This window comes from Pseudomonas sp. FG98 (genome assembly GCF_057808595.1).
Window position 1 is genome coordinate 52,740 of record NZ_JBMDIJ010000026.1, and the last position, 16,819, is coordinate 69,558.

Annotated in this window: 13 protein-coding genes; 12 read left to right on the plus strand and 1 reads right to left on the minus strand. The window is 65.8% G+C overall.

Annotation, left to right across the window (positions count from 1 at the left end; all coding sequences use genetic code 11):
• Positions 1 to 49 precede the first annotated feature (49 nt).
• The gene (locus tag ACODSK_RS16945; RefSeq protein ID WP_489017746.1) at positions 50 to 1,417 is read left to right on the plus strand and encodes an MFS transporter; all 1,368 of its coding nucleotides are present in this window, start codon (positions 50 to 52) and stop codon (positions 1,415 to 1,417) included.
• On the opposite strand, the gene ACODSK_RS16950 is transcribed toward ACODSK_RS16945, so the two are convergent.
• Positions 1,384 to 2,259 (minus strand): LysR substrate-binding domain-containing protein, encoded by an 876-nt coding sequence (locus ACODSK_RS16950; RefSeq protein ID WP_489017747.1) that lies wholly within the window; start codon positions 2,257 to 2,259, stop codon positions 1,384 to 1,386. The two genes, ACODSK_RS16945 and ACODSK_RS16950, sit on opposite strands and share 34 nt — an antisense overlap.
• A 210-nt stretch (positions 2,260 to 2,469) precedes the next feature.
• On the opposite strand from ACODSK_RS16950, the gene ACODSK_RS16955 reads away from it, so the two are divergent.
• The 11 genes from ACODSK_RS16955 to ACODSK_RS17005 all read left to right on the plus strand — a co-directional run.
• Positions 2,470 to 3,408 carry a LysR substrate-binding domain-containing protein gene (locus tag ACODSK_RS16955; RefSeq protein ID WP_489017749.1) on the plus strand — a complete coding sequence of 313 codons (939 nt, stop codon included), beginning with the start codon at positions 2,470 to 2,472 and terminating at the stop codon, positions 3,406 to 3,408.
• Between the two features lie 391 nt (positions 3,409 to 3,799).
• Positions 3,800 to 5,428 carry an ABC transporter substrate-binding protein gene (locus ACODSK_RS16960; protein ID WP_489017751.1) on the plus strand — a complete coding sequence of 543 codons (1,629 nt, stop codon included), beginning with the start codon at positions 3,800 to 3,802 and terminating at the stop codon, positions 5,426 to 5,428.
• 65 nt (positions 5,429 to 5,493) lie between these two features.
• Positions 5,494 to 6,441 carry an ABC transporter permease gene (locus ACODSK_RS16965; RefSeq protein WP_489017753.1) on the plus strand — a complete coding sequence of 316 codons (948 nt, stop codon included), beginning with the start codon at positions 5,494 to 5,496 and terminating at the stop codon, positions 6,439 to 6,441.
• Positions 6,441 to 7,277: an ABC transporter permease gene (locus ACODSK_RS16970; RefSeq protein WP_489017754.1), complete on the plus strand. Its 837-nt coding sequence runs from the start codon at positions 6,441 to 6,443 to the stop codon at positions 7,275 to 7,277. Before ACODSK_RS16965 ends, ACODSK_RS16970 begins: the two co-directional genes overlap by 1 nt.
• Before the next feature lie 3 nt (positions 7,278 to 7,280).
• Entirely contained in the window at positions 7,281 to 8,894 is a 1,614-nt protein-coding gene (locus tag ACODSK_RS16975) for a dipeptide ABC transporter ATP-binding protein (protein WP_489017756.1), read from the plus strand.
• A 116-nt stretch (positions 8,895 to 9,010) separates the two neighbouring features.
• Positions 9,011 to 10,186 carry a hypothetical protein gene (locus tag ACODSK_RS16980; RefSeq protein ID WP_489017762.1) on the plus strand — a complete coding sequence of 392 codons (1,176 nt, stop codon included), beginning with the start codon at positions 9,011 to 9,013 and terminating at the stop codon, positions 10,184 to 10,186.
• Positions 10,187 to 10,751: 565 nt separating this feature from the next.
• A complete protein-coding gene (gene aldA, locus ACODSK_RS16985) occupies positions 10,752 to 12,176 on the plus strand; it encodes an aldehyde dehydrogenase (protein WP_489017757.1) in 1,425 nt (474 codons plus the stop codon).
• A gap of 67 nt (positions 12,177 to 12,243) precedes the next feature.
• Positions 12,244 to 13,533 (plus strand): MFS transporter, encoded by a 1,290-nt coding sequence (locus tag ACODSK_RS16990; protein ID WP_489017758.1) that lies wholly within the window; start codon positions 12,244 to 12,246, stop codon positions 13,531 to 13,533.
• Positions 13,530 to 14,747, plus strand: a complete 1,218-nt coding sequence (locus ACODSK_RS16995; protein ID WP_489017759.1) for a mandelate racemase/muconate lactonizing enzyme family protein — start codon at positions 13,530 to 13,532, stop codon at positions 14,745 to 14,747. The genes ACODSK_RS16990 and ACODSK_RS16995 overlap by 4 nt, the downstream gene beginning before the upstream one ends.
• Before the next feature lie 52 nt (positions 14,748 to 14,799).
• A complete protein-coding gene (locus ACODSK_RS17000) occupies positions 14,800 to 16,455 on the plus strand; it encodes a GMC family oxidoreductase (RefSeq protein WP_489017760.1) in 1,656 nt (551 codons plus the stop codon).
• A gap of 129 nt (positions 16,456 to 16,584) precedes the next feature.
• On the plus strand, positions 16,585 to 16,819 hold a 235-nt coding region (locus ACODSK_RS17005), incomplete at its 3' end, for a hypothetical protein (protein ID WP_489017761.1).

Consider the following 16,819-nt stretch of genomic DNA (forward strand, 5'->3'; position numbering starts at 1 on the left):
CGGCACACCCCTGCTCCGCCCGACCCAACAAGAACAACGAGGTGTCAACATGACGGGCCAAACGGTAAAACTCGACGACCTGCCCATCGGTCGTTTCCATATCAAGATCGCCGGGCTGACCTTCGGCGCGCATTTCACCGACGGCTATATCCTCGGCCTGATCGGTATCGCCTTCACCCTGATCAGCCCGCAGATGCAGCTGTCGCCGCTGTGGCAGGGGCTGATCGGCAGCTCCGCGCTGATCGGGCTGTTTCTCGGCAGCCTGTTCTTCGGCTGGATTTCCGACCGGGTGGGCCGACAGAAAATCTTCCTGGTCAGCTTCGTGCTGATCACCCTGGCCTCGGCCATGCAGTTCTTCGTCGAAAGCGCCCTGCAACTGTTCATCTGCCGGGTACTGATCGGCATCGGCCTGGGCGGGGACTACAGCGTCGGCCATGCCATGCTCGCCGAATTCTCGCCGCGCAAGCACCGCGGCGTGCTGCTCGGCTCGTTCTCGGTGGTGTGGACCTTCGGCTACGTCGCCGCGACCTTCGTCGGCACCGCGATGCTGCCGCTGGGCGACGACGCCTGGCGCTGGATGCTGGCCTCCGCCGCCCTGCCGGCGGCGCTGATCCTGATCGCCCGCATCGGCACCCCGGAATCGCCGCGCTGGCTGCTGCAACAAGGCCGCGCAAAGGAAGCCCGCGCCATCGTGCACAAGCACCTGGGCGCCCACGTCACCCTCGACGAAACACCGAGCCGTGCCAGCCAATCCGGCTTCGCCGCCCTGTTCAGCGCCCGCTACCGCAAGCGCACGGCGTTCAACTGCCTGTTCTTCATCTGCATCGTCATGCCCTACTTCGCCATCTATACCTTCCTGCCGAGCATCCTGCAGAAGATGGGACTGGCCGAAAGCTTCGGCACGGAAATGATGCTCAACGCCCTGCTGATCGTCGGCGCATTGCTGGGCATCTACTGCACGGTGAAGTTCACCCGCCGCGGCTTCCTGATCAGCAGTTTCCTGTTGCTCGCCACGGCGCTGTTCCTCCTCACCCTGATGCCGGGCAGCATGGCCTGGGTCATGGTGGCGCTGTTCGGCCTGTTCACCCTGGTGCTGTCGGCGGTGAGCAACCTGGTCGGCGTGTACCCGGCCGAAAGCTTCCCCACCGAAGTGCGCGCCAGCGGCATCGGCCTGGCCACCGCCGCCAGCCGCCTGGGCTCGGCGATCAGCACCTTCCTGCTGCCGGTGAGCGTCGCCGGGATCGGCCTCAACCCGACCATGGCGCTGCTGGCCGGCGTATTGCTGGTGGGCGCGCTGGTATCGATCGCCTGGGCCCCGGAAACCAAGGCGCTATCCCTCGATGAAGCGGGCTCCGGCGAGACCGACCCGGCGGGCGCCGAGGCTCATGGGTTGCTCATCAGGCCCAGCCAGTCCTGAAAGCGCTCGACCTTGGCCAGGCCGCGCTTGTCGCCGGGAATATCCAGCCAGTAGCCATAGGGGCCGCTGACCTCGACCGGACTGATCGGCAACAGACTGCCATTGGCCAGTTCACGCTCGATCATCTGCCGGTCAATCACCGCCAGACCGCCACCGGCCAGGGCGGTATTGATCACCTGGTCGAGGGTGGAGAACTCGATGCCGGCAGCGGCATCGACCGCATGCTGGCCGGTGGCGGCCAGCCAGTTTTCCCACACCTGCAAGCGCTTGCCGCCATGCAGGATGTGCAGCAAGGGATGCTCGCCCAGTTGCGGCGGGTTGCCCGCCTCGAACAGCTCGGGGCTGGCCACGGCGATATGCCGTTCCATGACCAGCAGGCGCTGCTGGCCATGGGCCTGGTCCTGATGGCTGAACAGAATGCGCAGGTCCAGCTCGCCCGGGTGCTGGTCATCCTGCTGGTTGGTGACGCTCAGGCTGATGTCCGGACAGCGCTGCATGAACTGGCGCAGGCGCGGCGACAGCCAGCGGGTGGCCCAGGTCGGTGGCGCAAGGATGCGCAGGCGCTGGCGCAGGTTAGGTACACGCAACACTTCGACCGCCCGCTCGATACGGTCGAAGGCTTCGCCCAGTTGCCCGGCAAGGGCCTGCCCGGCTTCGGTCAGAGCCAGGCCACGCGGGCTGCGCACGAACAGCAGCAGGCCGAGGTAGTCCTCCAACTGCTTGATCTGCCGGCTGACCGCACCCTGGGTCACGCTGAGCGACACGGCGGCACGGTTGAAACTGCGATGGTGTGCGACTTCTTCGAAGACCCTGAGCATATTCAGCGGAGGTAATGTACGCATGGTCCTACACGACTGTTTGTATTTGTAGGGCAATTCTACAGAAACGTCTGACTTTACAAGCGTGCGCTTTTATCATGCTCCAGGTGCGTATTGCTCGTTTGCGAGCACCACTCGCGCTGCGTAACTTCGCGACTTTTTTCGCCCCGCTCCGCGCCTAGCCAGGAAAGCCAGTAAAGCGAGCCCCAACCACACCGCAGGAGACCCTGGCACGTGAAGCGCAAGATCCCCGCCCTCAACGCCCTCAAAGCCTTCGAAGTGGCCGGCAGCACCGGCAGCTTCACCCGCGCCGCCGAGTTGCTCAACGTCACCCAGAGCGCGGTCAGTCGCCAGGTGCGCCAGCTGGAAGAACAACTGGGCGAGGCGCTGCTGCAACGCCGCCACCACCATCTGCAACTGACCGACGCCGGGCGCACCCTGCTGCGTGCTCTGCAACAGTCGTTCGACCGTATCGAACTGACGGTTCGCGGCATCCAGACCCACCAGCAAGCCAACCGCATCCGCCTCAACGCACCGCCGACCTTCGCCAGCCGCTGGCTGCTGCCGCGCCTGGGGCGCCTGCGCGAAGCCTGCCCGGGCCTGGAAGTGACCCTCACCAGCCAGTTGCAGGACAACCTGGCGGAGATGGCCACCCTCGATGGCGCCATCCGCTTCGGCAATGGTGAATGGGACGGACTGGACAGCTCGCTGCTGATGCACGAGCGGCATATCGCCGTGTGCTCGCCGTCCCTGCTGCTGCAACAGGAAAACCGCCGCGCCGACCTGCGCAACATGACCCTGCTGCATGTCCTGGCCCGCGAGGACCAGCGCTACCTGACCTGGCGCCACTGGCTGGACGCGGCACGCATCAGCGACGTGGACCTGAGCGGCGGCTACGAATTCGACACCCTCGACATGGCCATCCGCGCGGCCATGGATGGCTTGGGCATCACCATCGCCGACCGGCAGATGGTCGCCCGCGAACTGGCGGCGGGGCAGCTGGTGCAGGTCCTCGATGTGCAGGTCGACGGCCATCAGTCGTACTGGTGGGTCAGCCGTCCGGGGCAGGACCTGCCGCTGCATGTCGAGCAGTTCCGCGAATGGCTGATGCATGAAGTGTGGCTGGCCGAGCGCAACCTCGGCGGTACCGGAGAAGTTGCCGACTGCCAGTGACCCACCGCTCTACCGCGTTGCATACCCCGGTGCCGCGCCTCCTTCGGCACCGCGTTTTGCCCTTGGCGCAAGCCGGGGCTTTTTTCGTGGCGAACAGGCTGCACGCGCCCAGTAACATGCGTCCAGCGCAGGTTAGGCTGACGTAATAGTCGTTTGTCGAAGCGGCTTCGATTCATGAAACTTCAGGCATCTCTTAATAAAAACAACATGAGAGCCGCCACCATGCCGCACACCCTCGCTGTCCTCCTTACGCCGTACTCCTGCCGTCGATCGATCCCGGGCTGAAGCCACGCCAGCAGCCTTACGGTACTCCCATCCCTGTTTCCACCAGCGGCAACGCCGTGCCCCGCGCACGACTGCACGCAGCCGTTGGTCACGTTTGGAGCGACGCATGAAAGACGAACTCATCACCCTGGACGGCTCCGCGCCGCACCCGGCCGTCAACGACCTTTGCCAGCAAGTGCAGCGCGGTGAAATCAACCGCCGGCAGTTCCTGCGCACCGCCAGCCTGCTCGGCGTGGCGGCCGCCAGTGCCAGCACCTTCCTCGGTTCCAGCCTGCTCGGTTCGCCGCTGCAAGCCGCCACTCCACAAGCGGGAGGCAGCCTGCGCTTCGCCTGCGCCATCCAGGAAATCCAGGACCCGATGCTGATCACCTGGATCGAAGCCTCGAACCTGCTGCGCAACAGCCTGGAGTTCCTCACCTGGGTCGACGCCGACAACATCACCCACCCGTACCTGGCCGAAAGCTGGAGCCCGTCCGAAGACCTCAAGGTGTGGACCTTCAAGCTGCGCCAGAACGTCAAGTGGAGCAATGGCGACACCTTCAACGTCGCCGACGTGCAGCACAACTTCGAGCGCTGGACCGCCGCCGATTCCAAGTCGGTCAACCGCACCGCGTTCCAGGAAATCGCCGCCTTCGAGAAGGTCGACGACTTCCAGTTCCGCCTGCTCCTCAAGCGGCCGATGCTGGCCATCCCGGAGATGCTCAACGCCTTCACCTGCGCCATCGTCCACCGCAGCTTCAAGAATGGCGACGACTGGGCGCGCAATCCGCTGGCCACCGGACCGTTCAAGCTGGTGTCGTTCGATGTCAACAAGCAGGCGACCTTCGCCAAGCGTGCCGACTACTGGGGGCAGCCGGCGCTTTTGGACGAGCTGCGCTATATCGACATGGGTACCGACATTTCCTCGCAACTGGCCGCCCTGCAGGCCGGTCAGGTCGACGTGCTGTACCGCATCAGCGTGGCCGAGGTGGACCTGGCCAAGCGCCTGCCCAATGCCCGCCTGCTCAGCTGCAAGTCGGCGCAGACCGTGGTCATGCGCATGGCCTGCGACCAGAAGCCGTTCGACGACCTGCGCATCCGCAAGGCCGTGGTGCTCTGCGCCGACAACGCGCAGATGCTCAAGATCGCCTACCGCGGCATGGGCACCGTGGGCGAGGACCACCATGTGGCGCCGTCGCACCCCGAGTACTTCCCGCTACCTGCGCGCAAGCGCGACGTGGCCCAGGCCCGGCAGCTGCTGGCCGACGCCGGCTACCCCAAGGGCATCGATATCGACCTGATCGTCGGCAACACCCAGGGCCGCTTCGAGCAGGATTGCGCGCAGATCCTCCAGCAGAACTGCGCCGAAGCCGGGATCCGCATCAACCTCAAGGTGATCCCCGCGACCCAGTACTGGCCGATCTGGGACAAGGCTGCGTTCAGCCTCACCTACTGGGCCCACCGCCCGCTCGGCGTGATGTCGCTGGAACTGGCCTACCGCAGCGGCGCCGCCTGGAACGAAAGCCACTACCAGGACCCGGCCTTCGATGCCGCGCTGGACCGGGCGATGGGCATCATCGACCCGAAACAGCGGGCCCAGGCCATGCAGAGCGTCGAGCAGATCCTGCAGGACGCCTGCGTCATGGTGCAGCCGTTCTGGGGCGACAAGTTCACCGTGGCAAGCAAGAAGGTCGAAGGCTTCCGCGTGCATCCCTCGGACTTCTTCCCGATGGACCAGGTCTGGCTGAGCGCCTGAACCATGCGACCGGGTCGCCGCCTGGCGGTGGCCCGCCCTCCTATGACTAGCCGGAGCGTGCAAGCATGGCTGAGTTTCTGTTACGCAAGGCACTGGGGCTGATAGCGACCCTGCTATCGGTGTCGGTGATCGTTTTCCTGGCCCTCGAGCTGAATATCGAGGACGTCGCCACCCACGTCCTCGGCCCCTACTCCGCCGCCGACCAGCGCACGGCATGGCTGCACGAGCATGGCTATGACCAGCCGTTCGTGTGGCGCTATCTGGTCTGGCTGAAGGACTTCGTTTCCGGTGACTGGGGCACCTCGGTGCACTTCCGCGCCCCGGTGATCGACCTGCTGCTGCCCAACCTCGTGCAAACCCTGACCCTGGCCGGCCTGGCGCTGCTGGTGATGGTGCCGCTGGCCATCAGCCTCGGCGTGCTCGCCGGGATCCGTCAGGGCTCGCTGCTGGACCGCCTGGTGTCCTGCCTGTCGATCGTCACCACCTCGATCCCGGACTTCGCCAGCGCGGTGTTCGTCTCGGCGATCTTCGTCTTCTGGCTCAACTGGCTGCCGGGCGTCAGCAGCATGAGCGACGGTTTCAGCCTGGCCGAACTGGCCATGCCGCTGATGGTCCTGTGCCTGTTCGGCGTCGGCTACCTGGCGCGGATCACCCGCGCCTCGATGGTCGAGGTGATGCAGGCCCCGTATATCCGCACCGCCCGGCTCAAGGGCGTGCCCACCCGGCAGATCGTCCTGCGCCACGCCTTGCGCAACGTGCTGATTGCGCCGGTGACGGTGATCATGCTGTACATCCCCTGGCTGCTGTCGAACGTGATCGTGGTCGAGGTGTTCTTCGCCTACAAGGGCTTCGGCTCGCTGCTCTATACCGCCTCGCTGAACCACGACGTCTACCTCATCGAAGCCTGCGCAATGATCAGCGCGCTGGTGGTGGGCGCGACCAAGATCTTCTCCGACCTCGCCTACACCTGGCTCAACCCGCGCATCACCCTGCGCAGCCTCGGAGGTGCCTGATGCGCGCACTCGAAACCTTGAAGAACCCGCTGGCCCTGCTCGGCCTGCTGCTGGTCGGCGGCTGGGCCGGCCTGGCCCTGCTCGCACCCTGGCTGGCGCCCCATGACCCGCTGGCCAGCTTCACCCCGCTGCTCACCCCGCTGGGCCAGGACGACAGCGGCCAGGTGTTCCTGCTCGGCACCGACATGATGGGCCGCGATATCGCCTCGCGGCTGATCTGGGGGACGCGCACCGTGCTGCTGTGGTCGATCCTGGCCACCGTCACCGCATTCTCGGTGGGTACCGCCATGGGCCTGTGCGCCGGCTACTTCAACGGCAAGGTCGACGCCGCGCTGTCGTACGTCGCCGATACCGTGCTGGCGTTCCCGGTATTGGTGCTGTACATCGTGATCATCATCGCCCTCGGCGCCTCGGCGCTGAACATCCTGATCGCGGTGACCTTCACCAGCGCGCCGGCGATCTTCCGCATCATGCGCGCGCTGACCATCGACATCCGCTCGCGCGACTACGTGCTCAGCGCCATCACCCAGGGCGAAGGCGCGCTGCGCATCATGCTGGTGGAGATCCTGCCCAATTGCAGCGGCCCGCTGGTGGTCGATTTCTGCCTGCGCATCGGCTACACCGCGATCATGATCGGCGCCCTCGGCTTCCTCGGCCTCGGCCTGCCACCACCCACGCCGGACTGGGGCGGCATGATCAATGAAGGCCGCAGCATGGCCATCAGCTTCCCCCACCTGGTGATTTTCCCCTGCATTGCCATCTCGACCCTGATGCTCGGCCTGAGCCTGCTCGCCGATGGCCTGGACGAACACGCACAGAAAGGCGCGAGGAACTGAGCGATGAGCCAACAACCTGTATTGCACGTAGACAACCTCAGCATCGAACTGCCCGCGGGCGCGGACCGCAGCCACGCCGTCCAGGGCCTCAGCCTGGAGGTGTTCAAGGGCGAGATCCTCTGCGTGATCGGCGAGTCCGGCTCCGGCAAGTCGGTGCTGTCGGCGGCCATCATGGGCGACTTCGCCAAGGGCCTGCGCCTGGGCGGCGGGCGCATCGACTTTCTCGGCGCGGATATCTGCAGCCTGGATGAAGAGGCCCTGCGCCAGTTGCGCGGTAACCGTATCGCGATGATCTTCCAGGAGCCGATGGCCGCGCTCAATCCGGCCATCCGCATCGGCCGCCAGGTCGAGGAGATCTTCCAGATCCACGCCCCGGCCCTGAGCGCCGGCGAGCGCCGCGAGCGCATGCTGGCCTTGCTCGAATCCACCCACCTGCCCGACCCGCCGCGCATTGCCGAGAGCTTCCCGCACCAGTTGTCCGGCGGCCAATGCCAACGGGTGGTGATCGCCATGGCCCTGGCCATGAACCCGGACCTGCTGATCGCCGACGAACCGACCACCGCACTGGATGTGACCACCCAGGCCCAGGTGCTCAAGCTGGTCCGCGAACTGCGCGGGCGCGGCCAGCACGGCATCCTGTTCATCACCCACGACTTCGGCGTGGTGGCCGAGATCGCCGACCGCATCGCCGTGATGGAGGGCGGGCGACTGGTGGAGATCGGCGAGCGCGACCAGGTGCTCAATGCGCCGAACCACCCGTACACGCGCAAACTGATCGCCGCCGTGCCCTCGCTCAACCCGGAACTGCACGCGCCCACCCCCGACGGCGAACTGGCGCTGCGCATCGAACAGCTGACCAAGACCTACAAGGTCGGCAGCCAGCAGGTGGCGGCGCTGAAGAACGTCTCGCTGAACCTGCCGCGCGGCAAGACCCTGGCCATCGTCGGCGAGTCCGGCTCGGGCAAGAGCACGCTGGTCAAGGCGGCGATCAGGCTGGTCGACAGCGACAGCGGTCATGTCTGGGTCGGCGACACCGACTTCCTCGCCCTGCAGGGCAAGCAGCTGGCGAGCAACCGCCGGCGCATCCAGATGATCTTCCAGGACCCCTACGGCTCGCTCAATCCGCGCCACCGGGTCGGCGACATCATCGCCCGCGCCGCGCAACTGCGCGGGCTGTCGGCCAAGCAGGCGTGGCAGGAGGCCGGCGATCTGCTGGAACAGGTCGGCCTCAAGCGCGACGCCCTGAAGCGCAAGCCCCGGCAGTTCTCCGGCGGGCAACGCCAGCGCATCGGCATTGCCCGCGCCCTGGCCATGCAACCGGAGGTGCTGATCGCCGACGAAAGCGTCTCGGCCCTCGATGTCTCGGTGCAGAAGCAGGTCCTGGAGCTGCTGGCCGCGCTGCAGCAGCAGTTGAACCTGAGCATCCTGTTCATCACCCACGACCTGCGGGTCGCGGCGCAGATCAGCGACCACATCGCGGTGATGCGCCAGGGCGAGGTGGTGGAGTACGGCAGCGCCCAACAGGTGCTCGGCAGCCCGCGCCACGCCTACACCCAGACGCTGCTGGCGGCCGCACCGGGGGCCGCGGCCCGCACCGATACGCAGATATGTGCCTGATGCCCGGCTAGCCCGCAGCGGCAACACCTCCCATGAACCTTTCCGGCTGCGGCCATTGCCGCGGCACGGGCTTCGATTGCCATCCATAACCATAAACAAGGAGCACCATCGTGCGCATTTCACGCCCACACGCCCTGCGTCTGTTCACCCTGGTTCCGCTGCTCGGCGCGGTCGCCGCACCGGCTCTCGCGATCCAGGTCACCGATAACCTCGATATCGGCGGCGCCGTACGCGCGCGCTGGGACTACGACCCGGACCGCGATATCCAGAAATTCAACTTCGACACCGCCTTCCTCACCGCCAAGTACAACTCGGACACCTGGATCGGTGCCGCCAAGTATCGCTTCTACGGCCGCGCCTACCCGTATCAGTACACCAACAACGTCGGTGACGTGGCCTTCGCCGAAAGCGCCTGGATCGGCTACAAGTTCAACCCCGAGCAGCAGGTGCAGGTCGGCCTGAACCAGGTGCCGTTCGGCCTGCAGCCGTACTTCGGCAGCACGTTCTACGAGACCCTGGGCAACGTGGTCGGCCTGGAGGACATCTACCAGCTCGGTGCCAAGTACATCCAGCAGGTCGGCGACTGGAACATCCAGGCCGGTTACTACGTGCGCCCGGCCTGGCAAGGCAAGGGCACTTCCAACGGCCGCACCTACTCGACGGTGGTCTCCTCCGCCGACGACTACGTCGCCGATGGCAGCGACAACCGCGAGCGCAACACCGTGGTCGTGCGGGTGGCCAAGGCCATGGACCTGGGCGGCTGGAAATCCGAGGTGGGGGTATCGGGCCTGACCTCGACCCTGAAGAACAACGACACCGACAATGATGGCCGGCGCAACGCGGTGGCCGTGCACTACCTGGGCAAGAACGGCCCCTGGGGCATCCAGTTGCAGGCAGCGCGCCAGCAGATGTCGCCGCGCAACCCCGGCACCGACGAAGTGGTCAGCTTCGGCGGCTACGACGGCACCTTCAACGTCGCCAGCCGCGGCAACCTGTACGTCGCCGACCTCAGCTACGACGTCGGCGGCAAGTACCTGTTCGACCAGATCAGCGGGATCAAGCTATATGCCAACTACAGCGCCTTCGACAAGTCTGCCTCCGATTTCAAGACCTCGCAGCGCGCCATCCTCGGCACCTCGTTCTCCTTCAGCAAACTGTGGATCGCCACCGAATGGCTGATCGGCAAGAACGACCCGTACATCGGCGGCAGCAGCTACACCCAGAGCCTGGGGGCTGGCGGCAGTGACCAGTGGGAGAACCAGTTGTATGTGAATATCGGTTATTACTTCTGAGTGTTTGCGCGGCAATGAGAAAGGGCCTGCTTTGAAGAGCAGGCCCTTTTTTGTTGCGGCCCAGGGCCTCATCGCTGGCAAGCCAGCTCCCACAGTGACTGCATGCGCCCTGTGGGAGCTGGCTTGCCAGCGATGAGCATAGGTATCTACACATCTCTGCCATGCTCAACGGGGACCTTGTGGGAGCGGCTGTTAGCCGGGACGCCGGACCGCGCGATCGGCGGCGAAGCCGTCGTAAAACCTGAGTCCCAGGTCTGACTGACACACCGAGTGCACAGGTTTTATGGCCGCTTTGCGGCCAATCGCGGCTAACAGCCGCTCCTACAGGGTCCGTGTCGCGCCTGCTTGAGATGCGTAGATACCCATGCTCACCACCGGCAGCCACGACAACGCCACTAACATGCGTTTTACGCACGTTACCAACGCCGAAGAATCGTTTGCCCCCTCCCCCTCGGTGCGACAAATTGTCCGGCATAAACCACAAGAAAAAACCTGCTTGCCGCCGGTCCCCGCGCGCGCTGCCAAGGCCTTGTGGAGCCCCACAAACCCGCAACCGGACCCCACCATGCGTACAGAGCAGAACTATATCGACGGACGTTTCGTCGAGCGCAGCGGCGACGATGCCTTCAACGTGCTCGACCCGGCCACCGGCCAGGTCGTCGGCAGCGTTGCCGCCGCCAGCCATGACCTCGCCACCCAGGCCGCCGACGCCGCCGCCCGCGCCCAGCGCGACTGGGCCGCCCTGCCGGCCATCGAGCGCGCCAACCATATGCGCCGCCTCGCCACCGCCCTCGAAAGCTGCGCCGACGACATCGGCCAGGCCCTGGCCAGCGAATCCGGCAAGGCCCCGCAGGAAGCCCGCAACGAAGCCCTGTACGCCGCCGAAATCACCCGCTACCACGCCGAATGGGCGCGCCGCATCGAAGGCGAAGTGATCCCCAGCGACAGCCGCGACGAGACCCTGCTGCTGCAACGCGAGCCGATCGGCGTCGTCGCCTGCCTGATTCCGTTCAACTACCCGGTGTACACCTTCATGCGCAAGGTGGCACCGGCGCTGATCACCGGCAACACGGTGGTGGTGCGGCCGAGCAACAACACGCCGCTGTCGGCCTTCGCCATCGCCCGCGCTGTGGAACAAGCCGGCCTGCCCGCCGGGGTGATCAACATCCTGGCCATGAGTCACGACGTTGCCGCCACCCTGTGCACCCACCCGGCGGTCGGCATGATCACCCTGACCGGCAGCGTACGCGCCGGACGCACCGTGCTGGACTACTGCAAGACCAATATCGCCAAGCCGTCGCTGGAACTGGGCGGCAAGACCCCGGCGATCATCGAGGCCGACGCCGACCTGGAAGCCGCCGCCAGCGCCATCGTCGCCTCCAAGACCACCCACTGCGGCCAGCTGTGCACGGCGATCGAGCGGGTGTACGTGCAAGCCAGCGTGCACCAGCGATTCCTCGACCTGCTGCGCGAGAAGTTCGCCGCTGTGCGCATCGGCAACCGCGCCGACGACGCCAGCCGCATGGGCCCGCTGATCAGCGCCGCGGCCCGCGAGGAAATCCACGCCAAGGTGCAGCGCGCGATCGCCGCGGGTGCGCGCCTGGAGGCCGGTGGCTACCTGCCGGAAGGCCCGGGCAACTTCTACCCGGCGACCCTGCTCAGCGACTGCCGCCAGGACATGGAGATCGTCCAGGAAGAAAACTTCGCCCCGGTGCTGCCGGTGCTGGCCTACGAAACCCTCGACGAAGCCCTGGCCATGGCCAACGACCATCAGTTCGGGCTGTCGTCGGTGCTCTACAGCGAGCACTACCGCACGGCGATGAAGGTGGCCAACGCCATCGAGGCCGGCGAGCTGTATGTCAACCGTACCCCGGCCGACCCCTACCAGGGCTACCACGCCGGCTGGAAGCGCTCCGGCCTGGGCGGCGACGACGGCAAGCACGGCATGCTCGAGTTCACCCAGACCCGCCTGGTGGTGCTGAAGTACTGATCGATAGCGGCGCGCTGCCGGCGCGCCGATTCACCCTTGGGCAGACGTAACGCCCGCGAGAACGACCATGAAAAAAACAATAAATGCACAACCCTTCGAAGCCAGCGCGCCAACTGCCAATCTCGGCCGCTACCTGCAACTGGCCTTGCTGGTGCTGGCCGCCGGGGCCATCTACCCGATGCTGTACCTGCGCCAGGTCTACCAAAGCTCGATGCTCGAAGCCCTGGCGATCAGCAACACCGAACTGGGCTACCTGTACTCGATCCTCGGCACCGCCTTCCTGGTCAGCTACCTGCCCAGCGGCTGGCTGGCCGACCGCATCTCGCCGCGCTTCCTGATCAGCTTTTCGCTGATCGGCACCGGCCTGCTGGGCCTGTGGTACGCACAGTTGCCCACGTTCAGCATGCTGCTGGTGATCTTCTGCGGCTTCGGCATCACCACCGGGCTGACCTTCTGGGCGTCCCTGATCAAGCGGGTCAACATGATCGCCGGCGAGGCCGAGCAAGGGCGCTTCTTCGGCGTACTGGACGGCGGCCGCGGGCTGGTCGAGGCCCTGCTGGCGTCCATCGCCCTGGCGCTGTTCGCCTACATGGCCGACAGCAGCAACGGCAGTGCACTGGGCCTGGTGCGGGTGATCCACTTCTATGCCGCGTGCTGCATCGTGCTCGGCCTGCTCCTGGCCATGGTCCGCGACCCGCAGGTCAACGGTGCGGCCAAACAGCGGGAAAAACCCGACCTGATCAAGGACCTGCGCACCCTGGCGGCGATTCCCGAGCTGTGGCTGGTGACCGCCATCGTGTTCTGCGGCTATCACTTCTTCTGGGCCACCTACAGTTTCTCGGCCTACCTGCAGGAAGGCGGCTTCGGCCTCAGCGCCACCGCCGCCGGCCTGATCACCACCATCAAGCTGTGGATGCGTCCACTGGGCGGCATCGGCGGCGGCTGGCTTGGCGACCGCTTCTCCAAGGTCGGCGTACTGGCCTGGGCCATGGTCCTCGCGGCCCTCGGCATGCTCGGCCTGATCCTGCTGCCGAGCCTGCATTCGCTGGGTGTGCTGGTGTTCCTGGTGCTGTTCATCGGCCTCATGACCTACGCCATCCGCGGCCTGTACTGGGCGATCCTCGATGACTGCCAGATCCCGCTGCGGGTCACCGGCCTGGCAATCGGCATCATCTCCCTGGTCGGCTACTCGCCGGACGTGTTCCTGCCCCTGCTCAACGGCTGGATCATCGATCACTACCCGGGCTTCGTCGGCTACCAGATCTATTTCTCCTACGTCGTGGTCATCGGCCTGCTCGGTGTGATCGCCACCTTCCTGCTGAACAAACGCATCAACGCCAAGGCGGACCAAGCATGAAAATCGTCTCCCTGCAGACCCACGTCGTCGCCGTTCCACCGCCCCATGTCGGCGGCATGTACTGGCTGTTCGTCACCCTCAAGACCGATTGCGGCATCGAAGGCGTCGGCGAGATCTACGCCGCCACCTTCCACCCGCGGGCCATGGTGCCAGTGATCGAGGACGTGTTCAGCCGCTACCTGCTCGACCAGGACCCGCACCATATCGAGCGGTTCTTCCGCCGCGCCTACTCCAGCGGCTTCACCCAGCGCCCCGACCTGACCATGATGGGCGTGGTCAGCGGCCTGGAAATGGCCTGCTGGGACATCATCGGCAAGGCCGCCAACAAGCCGGTGTACGAGCTGCTCGGTGGCCAGGTCCACGAGCGCCTGCGCTCCTACACCTACCTGTACCCGGTCAACGCCCAGGGCGAGTACGACTACAGCGACCCGGACCTGGCCGCCGAGTGCGCGGTGCAGAACATGCAACTGGGCTTCACCGCGCTGAAGTTCGACCCGGCCGGCCCCTACACCGCCTTCTCCGGGCACCAGCTGTCGCTGGAAGTGCTGGAGCGCTGCGAAACCTTCTGCCGCAAGATCCGCGAGGCGGTCGGCAACAAGTGCGACCTGCTGTTCGGTACCCACGGGCAGATGGTGCCGTCCTCGGCGATTCGCCTGGCCAAGCGCCTGGAGAAGTACGACCCGCTGTGGTTCGAGGAGCCGATTCCACCGGGCCAGGAAGAGGCCATGGCCCAGGTCGCGGGCAAGACCAGCATTCCGATTGCCACCGGCGAACGGCTGACCACCAAGTACGAGTTCTTCAAGCTGCTTCAAGCCGGCGGCGCGTCGATCCTGCAAATGAACGTGGGCCGCTGCGGCGGCCTGCTCGAAGGCAAGAAGATCGCCAGCATGGCCGAGGCCTACTACGCGCAGATCGCCCCGCACCTGTACAACGGGCCGATCGGCGCCGCCGCCAGCTTCCAGCTTGCCGCCTGCACGCCGAACTTCCTGATCCAGGAAAGCATCGGCACCTGGGACGGCTTCCATGCCGAGATCCTCAAGAAACCGCTGCAATGGGAAGACGGCTACATCATTCCGTCCCGCGAACCAGGCCTGGGCGTCGAGCTGGACATGGAGGTCGTGCGTCGCCACTCGGGCTACGAGGGCGAACGCCTGCACCTGCAGATGGCCGCGCACCCGGTCGACGTCAAGGACGTCTCGCCAGCCAAGGGCTGAATGCCCGGCCGCCCGCGCCGGGCGGCCTCACCTGCACCTGGATTAGCCTTACATGAATACATTCGACTACATCATCGCCGGGGCCGGCTCGGCGGGTTGCATCCTCGCCGCGCGCCTGAGCGAATCGGGCCGGCATTCGGTGCTGCTGCTGGAGGCCGGCGGCAAGGACCGCTCGCCCTGGTTCAAGCTGCCGGTCGGTTTTGCCAAGCTTTACTACAACCCCAGCTTCAACTGGATGTACTACAGCCAGCCCCAGGCCCAGCTCGCCGGGCGCAGCCTGTATGCGCCGCGGGGCAAGGTCCAGGGTGGGTCCGGCTCGATCAACGCGATGATCTACGTGCGCGGCCAGGCCCATGACTTCGACGACTGGGCGGCCAATGGCGCCGAGGGCTGGTCGTTCAAGGACGTGCTGCCGTACTTCCGCAAGCTGGAATCGCACCCGGCCGGCGACAGCGAGTACCACGGCGCCAGCGGGCCGATCGGCATCACCCCGATGAAGGGCCAGGCCCACCCGATCTGCGACGTGTTCCTCAAGGGCTGCGAAGAGCTGGGCTACCCGCGCAGCGACGACTTCAACGGCAAGGACTTCGAGGGCGCCGGCATCTACGACGTCAACGTGCGCAATGGCCAGCGCAGCTCCAGCAGCTTTGCCTACCTGCACCCGGCGCTGGACCGGTCGAACCTGAGCATCGAGCACAATGCGCTGGTCGAGCAGGTGCTGTTCGAAGGCACCCGCGCCGTGGGCGTGCGCATCGGCCAGAACGGCGAGTCCCGCGAGTTCCGTGCGCGCCGCGAAGTGATCCTGGCCGCCGGTGCCGTGGATACGCCGAAGATCCTGCAACTCTCCGGGGTCGGCGAGCGCGCGCTGCTCGAACAGCATGGCATCGCGGTGCAGCACTCGCTGCCCGCCGTGGGCAAGAACCTCCAGGACCACCTGTGCGTCAGCTATTACTACGAAGCCAGCATGCCGACCCTCAACGACGAGTTCGGCTCCCTGCTGGGCAAGCTGAAGCTGGGCCTGCAATACCTGCTGACGCGCAAGGGGCCGTTGTCGCTCAGCGTCAACCAGTCCGGCGGGTTCTTCCGCAGTGACGAGGGGCAGGCGCATCCGAACCTGCAGATGTACTTCAACCCGCTGTCGTACCAGATCCCCAAGAGCAACAAGGCCACGCTCAAGCCCGAGCCCTACTCCGGCTTCCTGCTGTGCTTCAACCCCTGCCGCCCGACCAGCCGCGGTGAAATCCGCATCGCCTCGGCCGACCCGAACGTGCCGGCGCTGATCGACCCCAACTACCTGAGCACGCAAAAGGACATCGACGAAGCCATCCAGGGCAGCCGCCTGATCCGCAGGATCATGCACGCCCCGGCCCTGCAGGCGATCACCGTGCGCGAAGTGCTGCCGGGGGCGGCGGTCAACGACGACCAGGCCATGCTGCAATACTTCCGGGAAAACTGCGGCTCCATCTACCACCTGTGCGGCAGCTGCGCCATGGGCGACGACCCGGCCACCAGCGTGGTCGACAACCGGCTCAGGGTGCATGGTCTGCAAGGGCTGCGCATCGTCGATGCCTCGATCTTCCCCAACGTGACCTCGGGCAACACCAACGCGGCGGTGATGATGGTGGCAGAGAAAGGTGCCGATCTGATCCTCGCCGACGCCGAGCGGCAAGCCGAGGGCGACACGCGCCGCCCGCGCAACGCCGCCTGAGGTCTTCAGCAGAATTGGTAGCGCACACGGAGTTTCTGTCAGGAGACCGGGTCAAGGCTGATGTGATGTAGCGCCGGTTCCCATAGGCTCATGTGTCAGGCCAGGATCCTGCGGCTGGCCCGAGACTCTGTGGGAGCCGGCGTTGCCGGCGATGAGGTCATCAGCTTCGACTTCGATCTGCTGGCCGGATTGCTCTTGCGGGCCTCATCGCTGGCAATGCCAGCTCCCACAGGTTTGTGTGAGGCCTGGATCCTGCGGCTGACACGGAACCCTGTGGGAGCCGGCGTTGCCGGCGATGAGGCCATCAGTTTCGACTTCGATCTGCTGGCCGGATTGCTCTTGCGGGCCTCATCGCTGGCAATGC